General features: G+C 72.2%; 15 protein-coding genes. 4 read left to right on the forward strand and 11 right to left on the reverse strand.

Features of this window, described 5'->3' with window-relative positions; genetic code table 11:
• Positions 1 to 57: 57 nt before the first annotated feature.
• From efeB to ACFVVO_RS11510, 6 genes are all read right to left on the reverse strand, one after another.
• Positions 58 to 1,356, reverse strand: coding sequence for an iron uptake transporter deferrochelatase/peroxidase subunit (gene efeB / locus ACFVVO_RS11485; RefSeq protein ID WP_390053855.1), 1,299 nt, complete (start codon positions 1,354 to 1,356; stop codon positions 58 to 60).
• A gap of 8 nt (positions 1,357 to 1,364) precedes the next feature.
• On the reverse strand, positions 1,365 to 3,266 hold the full coding sequence (locus ACFVVO_RS11490) for a copper resistance protein CopC (protein ID WP_390053857.1): 1,902 nt from the start codon (positions 3,264 to 3,266) through the stop codon (positions 1,365 to 1,367).
• A gap of 13 nt (positions 3,267 to 3,279) precedes the next feature.
• Complete coding sequence (locus ACFVVO_RS11495; protein WP_390053859.1) at positions 3,280 to 3,753, reverse strand: copper chaperone PCu(A)C; 474 nt, start codon at positions 3,751 to 3,753, stop codon at positions 3,280 to 3,282.
• Positions 3,750 to 4,403: an SCO family protein gene (locus ACFVVO_RS11500; protein WP_390053861.1), complete on the reverse strand. Its 654-nt coding sequence runs from the start codon at positions 4,401 to 4,403 to the stop codon at positions 3,750 to 3,752. Before ACFVVO_RS11500 ends, ACFVVO_RS11495 begins: the two co-directional genes overlap by 4 nt.
• Positions 4,404 to 4,493: 90 nt before the next feature.
• A complete protein-coding gene (locus ACFVVO_RS11505; RefSeq protein ID WP_390053863.1) occupies positions 4,494 to 5,231 on the reverse strand; it encodes a YcnI family protein in 738 nt (245 codons plus the stop codon).
• 175 nt (positions 5,232 to 5,406) lie between these two features.
• A complete protein-coding gene (locus ACFVVO_RS11510) occupies positions 5,407 to 6,237 on the reverse strand; it encodes a hypothetical protein (RefSeq protein ID WP_390053865.1) in 831 nt (276 codons plus the stop codon).
• Positions 6,238 to 6,479: 242 nt separating this feature from the next.
• Between ACFVVO_RS11510 and ACFVVO_RS11515 the strand changes: the two genes are divergently transcribed.
• Positions 6,480 to 6,926 (forward strand): ATP-binding protein, encoded by a 447-nt coding sequence (locus ACFVVO_RS11515; protein ID WP_390053867.1) that lies wholly within the window; start codon positions 6,480 to 6,482, stop codon positions 6,924 to 6,926.
• 38 nt (positions 6,927 to 6,964) lie between these two features.
• The gene (locus ACFVVO_RS11520) at positions 6,965 to 7,537 is read left to right on the forward strand and encodes a GNAT family N-acetyltransferase (RefSeq protein ID WP_390053869.1); all 573 of its coding nucleotides are present in this window, start codon (positions 6,965 to 6,967) and stop codon (positions 7,535 to 7,537) included.
• Between the two features lie 81 nt (positions 7,538 to 7,618).
• On the opposite strand, the gene ACFVVO_RS11525 is transcribed toward ACFVVO_RS11520, so the two are convergent.
• Together ACFVVO_RS11525 and ACFVVO_RS11530 are read right to left on the reverse strand one after the other, a co-directional pair.
• Positions 7,619 to 9,106 (reverse strand): aminopeptidase P family protein, encoded by a 1,488-nt coding sequence (locus ACFVVO_RS11525; protein WP_390053871.1) that lies wholly within the window; start codon positions 9,104 to 9,106, stop codon positions 7,619 to 7,621.
• Positions 9,107 to 9,284: 178 nt separating this feature from the next.
• Positions 9,285 to 10,724: a PP2C family protein-serine/threonine phosphatase gene (locus tag ACFVVO_RS11530; RefSeq protein WP_390053873.1), complete on the reverse strand. Its 1,440-nt coding sequence runs from the start codon at positions 10,722 to 10,724 to the stop codon at positions 9,285 to 9,287.
• A gap of 603 nt (positions 10,725 to 11,327) precedes the next feature.
• On the opposite strand from ACFVVO_RS11530, the gene ACFVVO_RS11535 reads away from it, so the two are divergent.
• Positions 11,328 to 11,993 carry a bifunctional DNA primase/polymerase gene (locus ACFVVO_RS11535; RefSeq protein ID WP_390053875.1) on the forward strand — a complete coding sequence of 222 codons (666 nt, stop codon included), beginning with the start codon at positions 11,328 to 11,330 and terminating at the stop codon, positions 11,991 to 11,993.
• A gap of 55 nt (positions 11,994 to 12,048) precedes the next feature.
• Complete coding sequence (locus ACFVVO_RS11540; protein ID WP_390053877.1) at positions 12,049 to 12,663, forward strand: hypothetical protein; 615 nt, start codon at positions 12,049 to 12,051, stop codon at positions 12,661 to 12,663.
• 244 nt (positions 12,664 to 12,907) lie between these two features.
• Here the strand turns inward: ACFVVO_RS11540 and ACFVVO_RS11545 are convergent, their stop codons facing one another.
• From ACFVVO_RS11545 to ACFVVO_RS11555, 3 genes are all read right to left on the reverse strand, one after another.
• Positions 12,908 to 13,873, reverse strand: a complete 966-nt coding sequence (locus ACFVVO_RS11545) for a DUF5926 family protein (protein ID WP_390053878.1) — start codon at positions 13,871 to 13,873, stop codon at positions 12,908 to 12,910.
• Positions 13,874 to 14,015: 142 nt separating this feature from the next.
• Complete coding sequence (locus ACFVVO_RS11550; protein ID WP_390053880.1) at positions 14,016 to 14,654, reverse strand: ATP-binding protein; 639 nt, start codon at positions 14,652 to 14,654, stop codon at positions 14,016 to 14,018.
• 201 nt (positions 14,655 to 14,855) lie between these two features.
• Positions 14,856 to 15,683, reverse strand: coding sequence for a glycerophosphodiester phosphodiesterase (locus ACFVVO_RS11555; RefSeq protein WP_390053882.1), 828 nt, complete (start codon positions 15,681 to 15,683; stop codon positions 14,856 to 14,858).
• Positions 15,684 to 16,005 lie beyond the last annotated feature (322 nt).

The following is a 16,005-nucleotide window of genomic DNA, read 5'->3' on the forward strand; positions in this document are numbered from 1 at the left end:
TCGACGCCACTCGACCGGGTGGTTTGAAACCTCCGGCCGGTGGGTCTCCGGGCGGCATCACCCCTCCAGGAGCCGCTGTCCCACGTACTCTCCCTCGGCCGCGCCGCCGGGCACCGCGAACAGGCCGCTGGCCTCGTGCCGGATGAACCTCGACAGGGCGTCGCCCCGGTCGAGCTTGCGCTGCACCGGTACGAAGCCGCGCAGCGGGTCCGCCTGCCAGCAGACGAAGAGCAGCCCGGCGTCCGGCGTGCCGTCCTGGTGGATGCCGTCGTGGTAGGAGAACGGACGCCGCAGCATGGCCGCGCCACCGTTGCGGTCGGGCCGGGTGATCCGGGCGTGGGCGTTGATGGGAACGGCCGGCTCGCCCTTGGCGTCGGTCTTGTCCAGGTCCATCGGCGTCGTCTCGTCGCCCCCGGACAGCGGCGCCCCGGTGTCCTTGCGGCGCCCGATGACCGCTTCCTGGGCCGCGAGCGACAGCGTCTCCCAGTCGTCGAGGAGCATGCGGATACGGCGGACGACGGCGTAGGAGCCGTTCGCCATCCACGCGGGCTCCGCCGAGGCGGGCACGAAGATCCGCCGGTCGAAGTCGGCGTCGGCGGGCTTGGGATTACGGGTGCCGTCGATCTGGCCCATGAGGTTGCGGGCCGTCATGGGGTGGGCGGTGGCGCCCGGAGTGCGGTTGAAGCCGTTCATCTGCCAGCGGACGCGGGCCGCGTGGCCGGCGTCCTTCTGGATGGCGCGCAGGGCGTGGAAGGCGACGAGGGCGTCGTCGGCGCCGATCTGCACCCACAGGTCGCCGTCGCTGCGCGCCTTGTCGAGCCGGTCGGAGGAGAAGTCGGGCAGTGGGTCCAGGGCCGTCGGACGCTGCTTCTCCAGGCCGGTCCGCCCGAAGAAGCCGTGGCCGAAGCCGAAGGTGATCGTCAGCGAGGACGGTCCCGCGTCCCGGGCCACACCGGTGTCGCCGTGGGTGGCCGTCTCACCTGCCATCAGTCGCTCGGCCGTCGCCGACCAGCGGCGCAGCAGGGCCGCCGCCTCCTTGCGGCCCGCCCCCGCCGCGAGGTCGAAGGCGACGAGGTGGCCGCGGGCCTGGAGTCCCTCGGTGATGCCGGGTTGATGTTTCCCGTGAAACATCGCCCGACCGGTGCCCACCGAGGTCAGCGGAGTGGCCTGGGCGGGCGCGGAGGCGTATCCCACGGCGCCGCCGGCCGCGCCGAGTACCAGCCCGGTGGCACCGGCGGTGCCGAGCAGCGTGCGCCGGGTGACGCCACGGCGGTCCTCGGCGGTGTCGCCGTGGGCGCTCGGCTCGCGTGCCGGGGAGCCGGGCGTGCGGGTCTCGGGAGGGGACTGGTCGGGCATGGTGTGGTTCAGCCGATCTGCGCGTTCTTGGAGACGGTCACCTGGTCGATGTCGGAGGTCCGCACGGTCACGGCGACCTTCCAGTCGCCCGCCATGGGGATCTGCACTCCGCTCGCCGCCCAGTGGCCGGTGGTGACGTGGTCCGGGGTCACGGGCAGCGGCCCGATCTTCCTCGCCGCGAGGGTGAGGGCGACCTTCACCTCGGGGATGTCGAAGGCGCGTCCGTTGGGCCGCTGGACGTAGACGTGCATCTCGTTGCCGCCCACGCGCGCGGGGTCGAAGTCGATCCGGACCAGGCCCTTGCCGTCGGTGCCGCCGGTGTCGAAGGGCATGTCCAGGGTCAGCGCGCCGGACGAGGACGACGAGGAACTGGAGGAGGACGAGGAGGCCGCCCTGGCGTCCAGCTCGGTGCGGCCCGGCTCGGTCTGGGTCAGCCAGGTGGTGACGGCGAGCAGCACCACCGCGACACCGGCCTCGGCGAGCACCGAGCGGCGCAGTCCGAAGCGGTTCGGGTCGGCGTCCCGCTGCCGCTTCTGCCGGGCGGTGTCCACCGCGGCCCGCTGCCGGGCGAGCTGGGCGGCGCGCGCGCCGTCATGGGGGGCGGCCTCCTGGCCGGCGGACGCCGGCGCGGAGACGGGCTCCTTCGCGGGCTGCTCGGTCCGTTCGGCTTCGGTGACCGGGGCCGCGAGCCGTCCCGTCCATCGCCGGGAGATCCAGGCGATGCCGACCAGCAGTGCCACCAGCGCGATCTTGACCAGCAGCAGCTGTCCGTACCGGGTCTCGGTGAACGCCGACCAGGAGCCGAGCTGCCGCCAGGACTGGTAGGTGCCGGTGGCGACCAGGGTGAGGACGGAGGCGAAGGCGAGGCGGGAGAAGCGGTGGACGGCGGGGGTCTCGACCGGGGTGTCCGCGGGCGCCCGGTAGAGGGCGACGAGCAGGGCGGTGAGGCCGCCCAGCCAGGCGGCGACGGCCAGCAGGTGCAGTACGTCGACGGGCATGGCGATGCCCGGCTGGAGTCCGGTGGAGGCGTGCTCGGCCATGGCCCAGCTCGCCGCGAGCCCGGCGGCCACGACCACCCCGCCGACGGTCAGCCCGAAGGTCAGGTCACGCTTCTCCTCGGCCTCCTCGCGCCGGTTGTAGGCGCCGAAGAGGACGGCGATGAACAGCGCGGCGGCGGCGAGCAGCAGCAGCCGTGAGACCAGCGTCGCGCCGGTCTTGGTCTGCAGCACCTGGCCGAGCAGGCTCAGGTCGAAGACGTCGCCGAACTTCCCCGAGGAGGTGTAGGAGCCACGCAGGAGCAGCAGCCACAGCGTGGACGCGGTGAGCGCCAGCCAGCCGCCCACCACCAGCCGCTGCAGGGCCCGCACGCCCGAGCCGCGCTGCCAGCAGGCCAGCACGAAGGCGGCGCCGCCCGCCAGCACGATGAAGCCGGCGTAGGAGACGTACCGCCCGAGGGCGTAGAGCCGGCCGACGGCCGTGTCGCCCGCTGCCGTGCCGACGCCGGAGACGACGGTCTGTGAGGGCGCCCCGATGGAGAAGGTGTAGGCGCCGGCGACCGGGTGGCTGTCCGCCGAGACGACCTGGTAGCCGACCGTGTAGGTGCCCTTGTCAAGGCCGCCCTTGAGCTTCACGGCGTACGTGGTCCCACTCACGTTGACCGGCGAACCGACCTGGACCTTTCTGCCCTTGGGGTCGAGGACCTGCAGCGAGTCGTCGCTCATGGCCACCTTCTCGGAGAAGGTGAGCGACACCTGGGTGGGCGCCTTGTCGACCACCACCCCCTGCGTGGGGTCGCTGCCGGTCAGCGCGGCGTGCGCGGCGGCCGGACCGGCGCCCGCGAGCAGCGCACCGGTGACGGCGATGAGCAGCAGCACCAGGGTGCGCAGGCGGGGGGTGATGGTCCGCGTCAAGGTGGTCCCTCCCTCAGTGTCCGGTCGACGGGTTGTACGTGGCGGACCTCACCGGCATCTCGACGGTGAGGGGCCCGGACTTGGCGAACGTGAGCTTCAGGGTCACGTGCTGGCCCTGCTTCGGCGCCTGCTTCAGTTCCTCGAACATCAGATGGTTGCCGCCGCTTCTGAAGACCAGCCGGCCGTGGGCGGGTATCGGGAAGGAGGTCTTCTCCCGCATGGCTCCGCCGACCGTGCTGTGCATGGTGACCCGGCCGGCGACGTCGCTGCTGACCGAGGTCAGCGTCTCCTTCGCGCCGCCCTGGTTGGTGATCGTCAGGAACCCGGCGGCCATGTCGGGGGAGACCGGCTGGGGCATGTACGGCGAACTCACGGACAGGTCGGCCTTCGAGGCGCCCGGGCCGGAGTCCGGTCCCGAACCGGAGCCGCAGCCCGTGAGGGCCAGGGCGCCGGCGAGGGCGGCCGCGGGCAGGACGGCACGCCTCACGGCTTGGCTCCCTCGACGAGCTTGGGCAGGTCCTTGGTGTAGTCGTCGACGGTGGTGTCCTCGCCGTAGAGGACGTAGCCGCCGTCGGTCTTCGGTGAGAAGGCGATGACCTGGGTGCCGTGCACCGAGACGACCTTTCCGTGCTTGTCCTTCGTCGTCGGCTCGATGGAGATGCCCAGCGAGCGGGCGCCGGCCTGGATGGTGGCGAAGTCGCCGGTCAGGCCGGTGAACCGGGGGTCGATGCCCTTGAGCCACTTGCCCAGCTCGGTGGGGGTGTCGCGGTCGGGGTCGGTGGTGACGAAGACGACCCTGAGATCGTTCTGCTCGGCCTTGGGCAGCGCCTTCTTGGCGACGGCGATGTTGCTCATCGTCGTCGGGCAGATGTCGGGGCAGTGCGTGTAGCCGAAGTAGACCAGGGTGGGGTGGCCCTTGGTCTCGGCGCGCAGGTCGTACTTCTTGCCGTGCGTGTCGGTCAGGACCAGGTCCGGCTTCTCGAACGGCTGGTCGAGGATGGTCGCGGCCTTGCCCGAGTCGGACTCCTCGGAGACCACGGAGACCGGTGACGTGGTGTCGTCACCGCTGCCGCAGGCGGAGAGGGTCAGGGAGGCGGCGGCGAGCAGCGCGGCCGCGGCGAACGTCTTCTTGCGCATAGAAAAATGTCCCAGATGTGAGAACTCCGGCGCGCACCGGGGGTCGTACGAAAGGGTCGCACGACCCCCGGTGCGCGTGCGGAACGGTGATCAGGCGGTTCGGCGGCGGCCCGCGAGGACGCCGTAGGCCACGCCCGCGGCACCGATGACGATGCCGACCACGCCGAGCACGCGCGCGGTGGTGTCGCTGCCGCCCTTCGCGCCCTCGTCGGCGGCAGCGGTCTGCCCGGTCTTGCCGTCGGTCTTGTCAGCGGTCTTGTCGGCGGCGGCCGAGGTGCCGTGGTGGTCGTCGGTGGCGGCGGACAGCTCCAGCACCGGGGCCGGGTTCTCGGGTTCGGCCCGGCCCTCCTGCGGCACCTCGATCCAGCGCACGACCTCCTTGTCGGAGTACGTCTGGACGGCCTTGAACACGAGCTGGTCGGTGTCCTCGGGCAGGGCGCCGACGGAGAGCGGGAACTTCTGGAAGTAGCCGGGCTCGACGCCCTTGCCGTCGGCGGTCCAGGTGACCTTGGTGACGGCCTCGTCGATCTTCTCGCCGTGCATGGTCAGCGGCTTGTCCAGCTTGGACTTGGTGACCTTCACGCTCCAGCCGGGCAGCGGCTGGGGCATGACAGAGGCCAGCGGGTGGTCGGCGGGGAAGTTCACCTCGAGCTTGGTGGTCGAGGCGTCGTCGCGCTCGTTGGGGACCTTGAAGTCGACGACCGCGTAGCCGCCCTTGGCCGCGGTTCCTTCGGGCTGCACGCTGACGTGCGCGAAGGCGGTGCCGGACAGGGCGAGGACGGCCGAGCCCGCGACGGCGGTGGCGGCGGCGATACGAGAAGTCTTCATGGCAGGGAGCACTCCACTTCGGGTGAGTTCCGGTGGTGATCGGGAGTACGCGTGCGCGTGGCGGTGCCGTTCGCTGTGCCACTGGGTGATGTGCGCACGCGCGCGCCGCGCGACGGCGGCTCCTCCCGTCCGGCTCGTCCGTTTCCGGCTCCGGGGCGGTGGTGCTCGCGTCGCGTCAGGCGGCGAGGAGGAAGGCGGCGGCGGGCGGGCCGCGCCGGATCACCGTGTGCTGGAGTGCGGTGGTGCGCGGGGCGGGCGGTTCGTCGCGGGCGGCGCGGCGGGGGCGCGGGCGCGGTTCGGTCGCGGGCAGCAGCCCGGCGCACAGTGCGCGGGTCAGCGCGAGCGCCGCGCGCAGGGAACGCACGAGCGCCCCCTCCGTGACTCCGTGCGCCGAGAGCTCGATCAGCCGCAGAACGGCGAGATCGCCCCGGCGCAGCAGCCAGCCGGCCACGACGGCCGCGAGGACGTGACCGAGGATCATCGGCACGGAGGGCAGCAGCGACGCCGGCGAGCCGCCGGAGCCGGCGGCCATGTGGTGCATGGCCGGCATGGTGCCGGCGGATTCGCCGGAGGAGTCGATGAGGTGCGCGTCGAGCAGGAGCCGGTAGGCGTGTCCGGGGGTGAGCGCCGACGCGCTGGACCCGCACAGCAGCCGGGCGGCCCGCTCGACGAGCGCGCCGTCGCTCGCCGGCGTGCTCATCGGGCTCATGGACATCGCACCCGGGGTCCCGTGCTGGCCCAGTCCGAACAGCGTGTGCAGCACGGTCTGGCCGAGCGCGAGGAGCGCGGCGATACCGGGCAGGGAGCGCGCGCGCCCGGCGAGCGGTGCCACGAGCAGCAGGGAGCCCAGGAATCCCGCGCCGAGCGTCCACAGGGGCACGCGCGCGCAGGAGGCCAGTGTGTGCCCGGCCGCGGCCAGCACGACACAGACCGCGGCGAACACCGCGGCCCGTAGCATCCGGAGCCCGGCTCCGGGGTGTGCCGTGCGGGGGTGGGGGGCAGTCATGGCGGGGTCATCATCGCACCGGACCCGCCCGCGCCTCATGGCAGGTCGCCGGATTCGGTCACCGCGGGAACGTCGCCGACATGACCGGAAGATCCTCTTCCGCCGGAATCGGCTCTTCCATACACCGTTTCGGTCCGGGACACATCGACCTTATGGGCGGCGTCACGTGAACGGTGTGCTTACGGACGGGCACGCGCGGCAATAGGTAACGGTATGTCGAGCCGCGGCCAGGAGGCTGGAGCATGAGCATCTGGTGGTCACTCCATCTGCGCCGCGAGCCCGCCAGCGTCCCGCTCGCCCGCCGACTGCTCATCGGCACGATGGAGACCGCGGGCGTCGACCCGGACGTCTCCTACGACCTGTCCGTCGCCCTCAGCGAGGCCTGCGCGAACGCCGTCGAGCACGGCGGGGACGGCGCGGCCGCGGGCTGCTCGGAGGCGTACCGGGTGACCGCCTACCTCGACGGTGAGAAGTGCCGTATCGAGGTGGCCGATTCGGGGCCCGGCTTCACCCTGGCCCAGGATCTCCGGCCCGCGCGCTCGGACGCGGAGCACGGCCGCGGGCTCTGTCTGATCAGGGAACTCGCCGACCACGTGCACATCGGCGGCAAGCCAGGACGCGGCGGGACCGTGGTCAGCTTCGACAAGATCCTCAAGTGGAAGAAGGATCCGTCCCTGCTCACGGCATGACGGGAGTCGATCCGGTCCCGCGCGGCTAGGGTGCGCGCATGCGTGTCGATGACCTGGGCAGCGCGGAGATGGCGGGCGGGGCGGTCCTGCGCCCGCTCGCCGCGGACGACGCCTGCGCGCTCGCCGCCGCCTATGCGCGAAACCGTGCGCACCTGGAGCCCTGGGAGCCGGTCAGGCCGGAGGCTTTCTTCACGGCCGAGGGCCAGGCGGAGCGCATCGACGGGCTGCTGCGGCAGTTCGCCGAAGGTGCCGTGGTGCCATGGGTGTTCGAGGCTCCGGACGGCAGGATCGTCGGGGCGATCACCCTGTCCGGGATCTCCCGCGGCCCTTTCTGCAGCTCCTACCTCGGGTACTGGGTCGCCGCCGACCAGCAGAACAAGGGGCTGGCCAGTACCGCGGTGGAAGAGGTCTGCCGGATCGCCCGGGACACGGTCGGGCTGCACCGGATCGAGGCGTCCACGCTGACCGACAACACCGGCTCGCAGCGAGTGCTGGCGAAATGCGGTTTCGCGCCGATCGGGCTCGCTCCCCGTTATCTGCACATCAACGGGGAATGGCGGGACTGCCGGCTCTTCCAGCGCGTGCTCCACGACCACGCTCCCCTTCCGTGAAGGCGGCTCGCCGGAACCACTGAAGCCGCCGATGGCCGGGCACCCATGCGGTGCCCGGCCATCGGCGGCTTGGGTGTCCGGTCAGCCCTTGAGGGACGCCATCCACGCCTCGACCTCGTCGGAGCGGCGCGGCAGGGCCGCCGAGAGGTTCCGGTTGCCGTCCTCGGTGACGAGGATGTCGTCCTCGATGCGGACGCCGATGCCCCGGTAGTCCTCCGGGACGGTCAGGTCGTCGGCCTGGAAGTACAGGCCCGGCTCGACGGTGAGGACCATGCCCGGCTCCAGCGTGCCGTCCACATAGCTCTCGGTGCGCGCGGCCGCGCAGTCGTGGACGTCCATGCCGAGCATGTGACCGGTGCCGTGCAGCGTCCAGCGGCGCTGCAGGCCCAGCTCCAGGACGCGCTCGACCGGTCCCTCGACCAGGCCCCACTCGACGAGCCGCTCGGCGAGCACGCGCTGGGCGGCGTCGTGGAAGTCGCGGAACTTGGCGCCCGGCTTCACCGCCGCGATGCCGGCCTCCTGTGCCTCGTACACGGCGTCGTAGATCTTCTTCTGGATGTCGCTGTAGGTGCCGTTGACGGGCAGTGTGCGCGTGACGTCGGCGGTGTACAGCGTGTGCGTCTCCACACCGGCGTCCAGCAGGAGCAGGTCGCCGGAGCGCACCGGGCCGTCGTTGCGCACCCAGTGCAGCGTGCAGGCGTGCGGGCCGGCCGCGCAGATGGAGCCGTAGCCGATGTCGTTGCCCTCCACGCGCGCGCGGAGGAAGAACGTGCCCTCGATGTAGCGCTCGCTCGTCGCCTCGGCCTTGTCGAGGACCTTCACCACGTCCTCGAAGCCGCGGACCGTGGAGTCGACGGCCTTCTGCAGCTCGCCGACCTCGAACTCGTCCTTGACCAGCCGGGCCTCGGAGAGGAAGACGCGCAGCTCCTCGTCGCGCTCGGCGGTGACCTTGTCGGTCAGGGCGGCCTCGATGCCGGCGTCGTGGCCGCGCACGACCCGCACCGGGCCGGTGGCCTCGCGCAGCCGGTCGGCCAGCTCGCGCACGTCGGCGGCCGGGATGCCGTACAGCGCCTCGGACTCGGTGAGCGAGTGGCGGCGGCCCACCCACAGCTCGCCCTGGCCGGACAGCCAGAACTCGCCGTTCTCGCGGTCGGAGCGGGGCAGGAGGTAGATCGTCTCCTTGTGCCCGCCGGCGCTGGGCTCCAGGACGAGGACGCCGTCCTCGGTCTGGTTGCCGGTGAGGTAGGCGTACTCGACGGAGGCGCGGAAGGCGTACTCCGTGTCGTTCGAGCGGGTCTTCAGGTTGCCCGCGGGGACGACCAGGCGCTCGCCGGGGAAGCGCGCGGAGAGCGCGGCGCGGCGGCGAGCGCTCTCGGCGGCCTGCGGAACGGGCCGCAGATCACGCATCTCCGTGTCGGCCCACCCGGACTGCATGTTCTCGGCCAGCTCGTCGGAGACGCCCGGGTACAGGCCGTTCTTCCGCTGCTTCATGGGCTCCTCGGCCTCGGCATCCGGACCCGCTGCGGTAGCAGCCTCGTCGGTGACAGCCGGGTTGAGCTCGTCGGCCACGTGATCCTCCTCGATACGCCATGTGATCTCCCCCCGGCCCGCGACGCTCCTGCTTGTGGCCGAGCGGGGACCTCCATCATCGTACGGTCGCACCGGAGGCGGCCCGGGGCCGGAACAGCTGTTATGGCCGGTCATGCCAGACGGTCCAGGGCCGGTCACGCCGGGTGGCGGGCGGTGCTCAGTCGAACCGGGCGGCGAGCAGGACCACGTCCTCCGGGCTGTCCGCCGTGTCCCGGCCGTCCGGCAGCACGGTGCGCAGCACGTGGTCGGTGACCGCCTCGGGGTCGTGGCGCAGCGCGCGCGGGATGCTCGCGGCCGCCGCGTGCAGCCGGGCGAAGGCGCGGTCCATCGGGTCGCCGGTACGGTGCAGCAGCCCGTCGGTGTAGAGCAGGACGGTGTCCCCCGCCTCGGCCTGGACCTCCACGCTGGGCGCCTCCCAGCAGGCGAGCATGCCGAGCGGCGCGGAGACGGAGGTCTCGGCGAACTCGGTGCGCCGTTCGCCGATCAGCAGCGGCGGGCTGTGCCCGGCACCGGCCAGGGTGACCCGGCGCAGCGCCGGCTCACAGTAGGCGAACAGCGCGGTGGCCGAACGTGCGGGCTCGGTCAGCCGCAGCAGCAGCTCCAGGTCGGACAGCACGGCGACCGGATCCTCGCCCTCCATCACGGCGTAGGCCCGCAGGGAGGCGCGCAGCCGGCCCATGGCGGCCACCGCGCTGGGCCCGGAGCCGGTGACCGAGCCGACGGAGAGGCCGAGGGCGGCGTCGGGCAGCGGCAGCGCGTCGTACCAGTCGCCGCCGCCGCGCGGGGAGGTGCGGTGCCGGGCGGCGAGCTGGACGCCGGCCACCCGGGGCAGCCGGGACGGGAGCAGTTCCTCGGTGATGGTGGCCATGCGCGCGCGTGTGCGCTCCACTTCCAGCAGCCGGGCCAGGTGTTCCGAGGCGTGCCGGACGTAGAGGCCGGCCAGGTGGCGGCGGCGCTCGTCCGGCTCGGCGGGCTCGTCGTAGAGCCACACGGCGGCACCGAGGTGACCGGCGGATCTGGTGGACAGGGGCAGGGCGTAGCTGGCGGCGTAGCCGAGGCGGGCGGCCACCTCGCGGTGGCGGGGGTCCAGACCGTCCTCGGCGAAAAGGTCGGGGTGGGCGATCCCGTCGTGCGTGCCGGTGCCCCGGCCGGCGGCGTCGAGGAGGGTGCCGTGGGGCAGGGCGTCACGCGGCACGGTCTCCAGGTGACCGAGATCGGCGCGGCCGAGACCGAGGCCGGCGGTGGTGCGGGGGCCGAGTCCGTCGCCGGGTTCCAGGGCGACCAGGCCGCGGCGGGCGCCGACGAGGGCGGAACCGGCGCGCAGCAGTTCCTGGAGGGCGGGCTCGAGCGCGTTCGTCGCGGACAGGCGTTCGGTCAGTTCGTGGAGGGTCGTGAGGTCCGAGACCCAGCCGGCCAGCCGGTCCTGGAGGAGCATCCCGGGGCCGGGGCCGGTGGGAGTGGGGGTGCTCGGGACCGGAAGAGCGGTGTCCGGGGCGTGGGCGGCGTCCGGGGCGGGGGGTGTGGGCGCGACAGTGTGTGCGGGTGTGGGAACCGTTGGATCGATTCCAGCCACTTTCGGGGGGTGGGGGGCGTTCATGGCGTCCGGCCTTCAGACCGGTGCGTATTGCTCAGAAGCATCGCAAACCCCCATGTCATTCTGCGCCGCTAGCAGTGTCTCCACATGTACACGCACTCGTGAGGGGATGTCCAGCATTGTCCTGCGGGGATTCCTGGTGTCCATGGGTTTGAAGTGGCTTTCTCTCGAAACCCTTGCCTTACTGCCAAGTTGGCCTAAAACTGCCTCGGGTAACGGCTCTTTGCGGTCGACTGGCGTCGTTCCACGGAGCGTCACAACGGTCGTGATGGGTACGTACTCGATGAAGGCCAGGGGCGGTTGGGGGCCACCCGGAACCTGGCGCCGGACCCGGACGTCATAACCATCGACGGCCGAGCCCCATCCTCCCGTGGCGGAGGCGAAGAGAAACACGCGCGACAGCAAAACGCCATACTTCGCCACCCCCGCGCCGCACCCGTGCTTCCGATGGACGCACTGAGGACGCGGCCGACGACCGACCCCTGGGGTCCCCCTGCCGTGCGCAGGGGTGTGATGCGCCAACAGGTACGCACAGTGCAGTGATCGACACATGGTGTGATGTGGTCCACGGTGTTGCCAGCGGTGCAACGGAAAGGACGAGCGCTCATGCGCGAGATCCTCGGAAAGCGACGCAGGCTCCTGTCCAGGCGGAACGACGGGAGGCCTGAGCCGATCAGCGCGGCCCTGACCTTCGCGGCGGAATGGCAGTGGCCGGTACTCCCGGGTGTGGCCCCGGACCCGCAGGACCGGGCCCGCTGCGCCTGCCCGGACCCGGAGTGCACGGTGCCCGGCGCCCACCCCTTTGACCCCGGTCTGCTCGCGGCCACCACCGACGCGCGCATGGTGCGCTGGTGGTGGACCAACCGGCCGGGCGCGCCGATCGTCCTCGCCACCGGCGGCACGGCGCCCTGCGCGGTCAGCCTGCCGGCGCCCGCGGCGGCCCGCGCCCTCGACCTGCTCGACCGGCGGGGCATACGTCTCGGCCCGGTGATCGCCTCGCCCACCCGCTGGGCGGTGCTCGTCAAGCCGTACTCCATGGAGCAGCTCGGCGAACTGCTCTACGCCAAGGACTTCGTGCCCGGTTCCCTGCGTTTCCACGGGGAGGGCGGCTACATCGCCCTGCCGCCGTCCGAGACCGGTCAGGGCGCCGTCCGCTGGGAGCGTGCCCCGCTGCCCGGCTCGGCCTCGCCCTGGGTGCCCGACGTGGAGGCGGTGGTGGACGCCGTGGTCGACGCCCTCACTCGTACGGGTGTGAGCGCACCCGAGTTGTAGGAGTGTCCGGCGCGGACACGGCTTCCGCCTGCCCGCGGTCGTTATCTTCCGCTACATGCTGCGCATTTCTGGGGGCAACCGCACACGGTCGCCGCGCCGCGGCGGGCCGGACTCCCGAAGGCTTCGTCTGCTCGCCCTGGCCGGCATCGTGGTGGCCGTGGTCGCCCTGCCACTGGCCGTGGCGTCCACGGGACAGGTGGGCGACGCCGCGGCGCCCCGGCGGGCGGGCGGCCGGCACGCCACCGGCGCGCCCGCGGGTGGCGACGCGAAGATGCCCTCCGTGGCCCCCTCGCGCTCGCCGCTGCTGCTCGGCCTGGGGCTGGCCACCGCGGCCCGCTGCGGGCCTGAACTCTCCTCCTCGGACGGCGTCGAGGCGCAGACCTGTGTGCTGACCCAGGGCAAGGACACCTGGGCGCGCACCTACTACCGCAACGCCACGGGCGAGGCCATGGCCCCAGCGCTGAGCATGATGGGGCCCGGCGGCCGGACCGTGCAGATCCAGTGCGCCGCCGGCTCCGACGACGAGCCCGCCACCTGCGAGACGCCCCGTGAGCACACCAGGGGCGCGCTGGACGGCTACACGGCCGTCACCGAGTTCGCCGTGCGCGGCTCCGACGAGCCGCTGCTGCTGCGCTCGGGCAGCAACTCCGAACTGACAGACGGCAGTTGACGCGTCTCGACGGATTGTCCACCGGACGCGGGCATGGAAAGGCCCGGTTGCTGGCGACGGGGGATGCACCAGCAACCGGGCTACTGGAACGGTAACAAGAGATCGGCGGTTCGCAAATTCGATCTCGGCTATTCGGACACCGATTCCACTGTCGCGCCGGACAGTTGTGACAGGAGTCACCTGATGCCGGTGCCCTCGTCACGGCTGACCGGTCGGTCAGCCGTGAGACGGGCGTCGCGGCACGTCAGCTGAGCGTGACCTGCCGGTTGGTCAGTCCGCCGCGGGCCCGGCGCTCCTCGGGGGTGAGCGGCTCCCCGGACGCGAGGGCGGTGGCGAGCCGCTCGGCGAACTCGGCGGCCGGCTTCTCCACGTCCTCGGCCGTGACCCCGCTCGGCAGGTCCCAGACCGGCACCGTGAGCCCGTGAGCACGGAAGGAGCCCACCAGCCGGGTGCCCTCGCCGAGGCTGGACCGGCCCACCGCGTGCAACCGGGCGAGAGCGTCCAGAAGCTGCTCCTCCGGGTGCGGCATGACCCAGCGCAGGTGGTTCTTCTCCGGGGTCTCGCACCAGTACGCGGCGTCCACGCCGGACAGCTTCACGGTCGGGATGGCGGCGGCGTTGGCCCGCTCGAGGGAGGCGGCCACCTCCGGCGTGGCGTTCTCCGCGTCCGGCACCCAGAACTCGAAGCCGCTGTGCACGACCGGCTCGAACGGGCCTTCCGGGTCGAGCAGCTCCTGCAGCCTGGGACCGTCGGCGGGCGCGCGGCGGCCCTCCACCGGAGAGCCGGGCGCCGCCTCGAGCGCGCGCCGGAGGGTGTCGGCGAGGTCGCGGCTGATGTCGCCGGAGGGCGTGTCGTTCTGCAGGCCGAGCAGGACGGAGCCGTCGTCGCGGCGCAGCGCCGGCCAGGCCATCGGCAGCACCGTGGCCAGCGTGACCGAGGGGACGCCCTCGGGCAGGCCGCCGGTGAGGGTCAGTTCGACGGTGGCGGCAGGCACCAGCTCGCGCAGCGCCACCCAGTCGCACTCGCTCGGCAGCCCCTCGAACGGGCGGCGCACCAGCTCGGTCACGGCGTGCGCGGCGGCCCGGCCGTGGCACGCCTTGTAGCGCCGGCCGCTGCCGCAGGGGCAGGGCTCGCGGGCGCCGACCACCGGGATGTCCCCGTTTGCCTGCTGCGGGCGCTTGGCCTTCGTCTGGGGTCGCTTCTTGGCCATCGTGGGGTCTCCCGATTACGGCTCGTCTGGTACGGGCGGGAGCCTAGCCGTTCGCGCCCTGACCCACGGGAACCTGTGGACAACGGACACGCGGGCGACGCCGACGGCGTACGGCCGTGGCCCGCCGAGGAGTCCCGCGTGCTCAGCCCAGTTCGTCGAAGGCGTCCGCGAAGTCCAGTTCGGCCATGGCCGGGACCGGGGACGCGGTGACGCGCGTAGCGAAGCCCCCGCGCCGGCACCCGGCGTCCGGATCATGAACGTCCTCGTGGACCACGACCCAGACCGTCACCTCGCCCTGGGTGTCGTCCCGGACACCCCAGTCGTCGGCGAGCGCCGAGATGATGTTCAGCCCGCGGCCGCCGTGCGCGGTGACCGACGGAGTGGCCGGGGCCGGGCGGGTCGGGCCGCCGCCGTCCGTCACCTCGACGATGAGCCGTCCGCGCGCGTCCACCTTCCACGCGGCGCGCACGGCGCCGTCCCCGGCCGGGGCGTCCCCGAGTGGCCGCCCGTGTTTGCAGGCGTTGCTCAAGAGTTCGGAAAGGATCAGTACGGCATCGTCGACGACCGACTCCGACACCCCGCCGCTGCGCAGTTGCGCACGCATCCGGTGTCTCGCCTTCCCCACGCCCGCAGGGCCATGGGGAACGGCCATGCTCGACGACGTGGGCACCTCCTGTGCCACCACCAACGCCACCCCCGAGACCTCCTTCGCCCCACGCCACGGTGTGGATGCCCCAATGGCCTGTACCGGAAACCGGCCAGTCCTCTTCCACTGACGCATTCGCAATGTCCGCACACATGACGAATACGCCGGAGCACTCCCTGCGACGAACCGGTCACTCTGTGGCTGGATTTCAGGGGTGTGGCCGAGAATGGAGGATGCTGCAGCCCTCGGTCCGGGGTCAAGGGGTGCGCACCGGTCCTTACCCGGCTTTTGTGTCCCCCGAAGGGCGGCGGAACCAGGGCTCGCGTCCCTTTCCGCTCAGCGGCCCAGTCGGCGCAGCACCGCGCGCGGGCGGTTGGTGATGATGGCGTCGACGCCCAGTCCGACGCACAGATCGACGTCCGCCGGCTCGTTCACGGTCCAGACGTGGACCTGGTGGCCGGCTCGTTTCAGCCGTTCCACATACGCCGGGTGACTGCGCAGGATGCGGATCGAGGGGCCCGCGATGCGCACGCCCGCCGGGAGCCGCCCGTCGCGCAGCCGGGGTGAGACGAACTGCATCAGGTAGACCGCCGGCAGCGTCGGCGCGGCGGCCTGCATCCGGTGCAGCGAGCGCGCCGAGAAGCTCATGATCCGGACCGGCGACTCGGCGGCCGAGGCGGGCGCGTCCAGCCCGAACCGTTTCAGCAGATGCAGCAGCCGCTCCTCGACCTGGCCCGCCCAGCGTGTGGGGTGCTTGGTCTCGATGGCCAGCTCCACCCGCCGCCCGGAGTCCGCGACCAGCTCGAGCAGCCGCTCCAGGGTGAGCACGGAGGTGTCCGCCAGGTCCTCCGGCCGGTGCTCCCAGTCCGGCTCCTCGTCCCGTCCGCTCCAGGCCTCGCGGGTCTTCCAGGAGCCGAAGTCCAGGGCGGCGAGATCGGCCAGCTCCAGCGCGGACACGGCCCCGCGGCCGTTGGAGGTCCGGTTCACCCGGCGGTCGTGGACGCAGACCAGATGACCGTCGGCGGTGAGTCGTACGTCGCACTCGAGGGCGTCCGCCCCGTCCTCGATCGCCTTCTTGTACGCGGCCAGGGTGTGCTCCGGCGCGTCCTCGGAGGCCCCCCGGTGGGCGACGACCTGGATGGTGTGGTGTGGTGCGTGGGTCACCGCGTCATGGTGCCACCGACGCGGGGTACACGGGGGCGGCACCGGTCGGTCCGTGCGGCGAACGGTGGCATCCGTTCTGTACCTCGGTCAAACTTTTGCGAGAAAGATCCTATATAAAGAGTGGCCCTGGACCCACAGCCACCGCTTATGGTGCTCTGACGGCCCATGGGAAAAGCTGACTGCATACAAGAGGAACACCGAAACATGCACAGCTGTCGCACCGGGCCCGTCCGCACGGGCGACCGGCGTGCACGCCACGACGAGCGTGCCTGAGCGAGTGTGTCCGAGTGCGACCTGAAACAACAGCCGTGGATCGAGGAGA

Source organism: Streptomyces sp. NPDC058145 (assembly GCF_042884245.1).
In the GTDB taxonomy this organism is placed as follows: domain Bacteria; phylum Actinomycetota; class Actinomycetes; order Streptomycetales; family Streptomycetaceae; genus Streptomyces.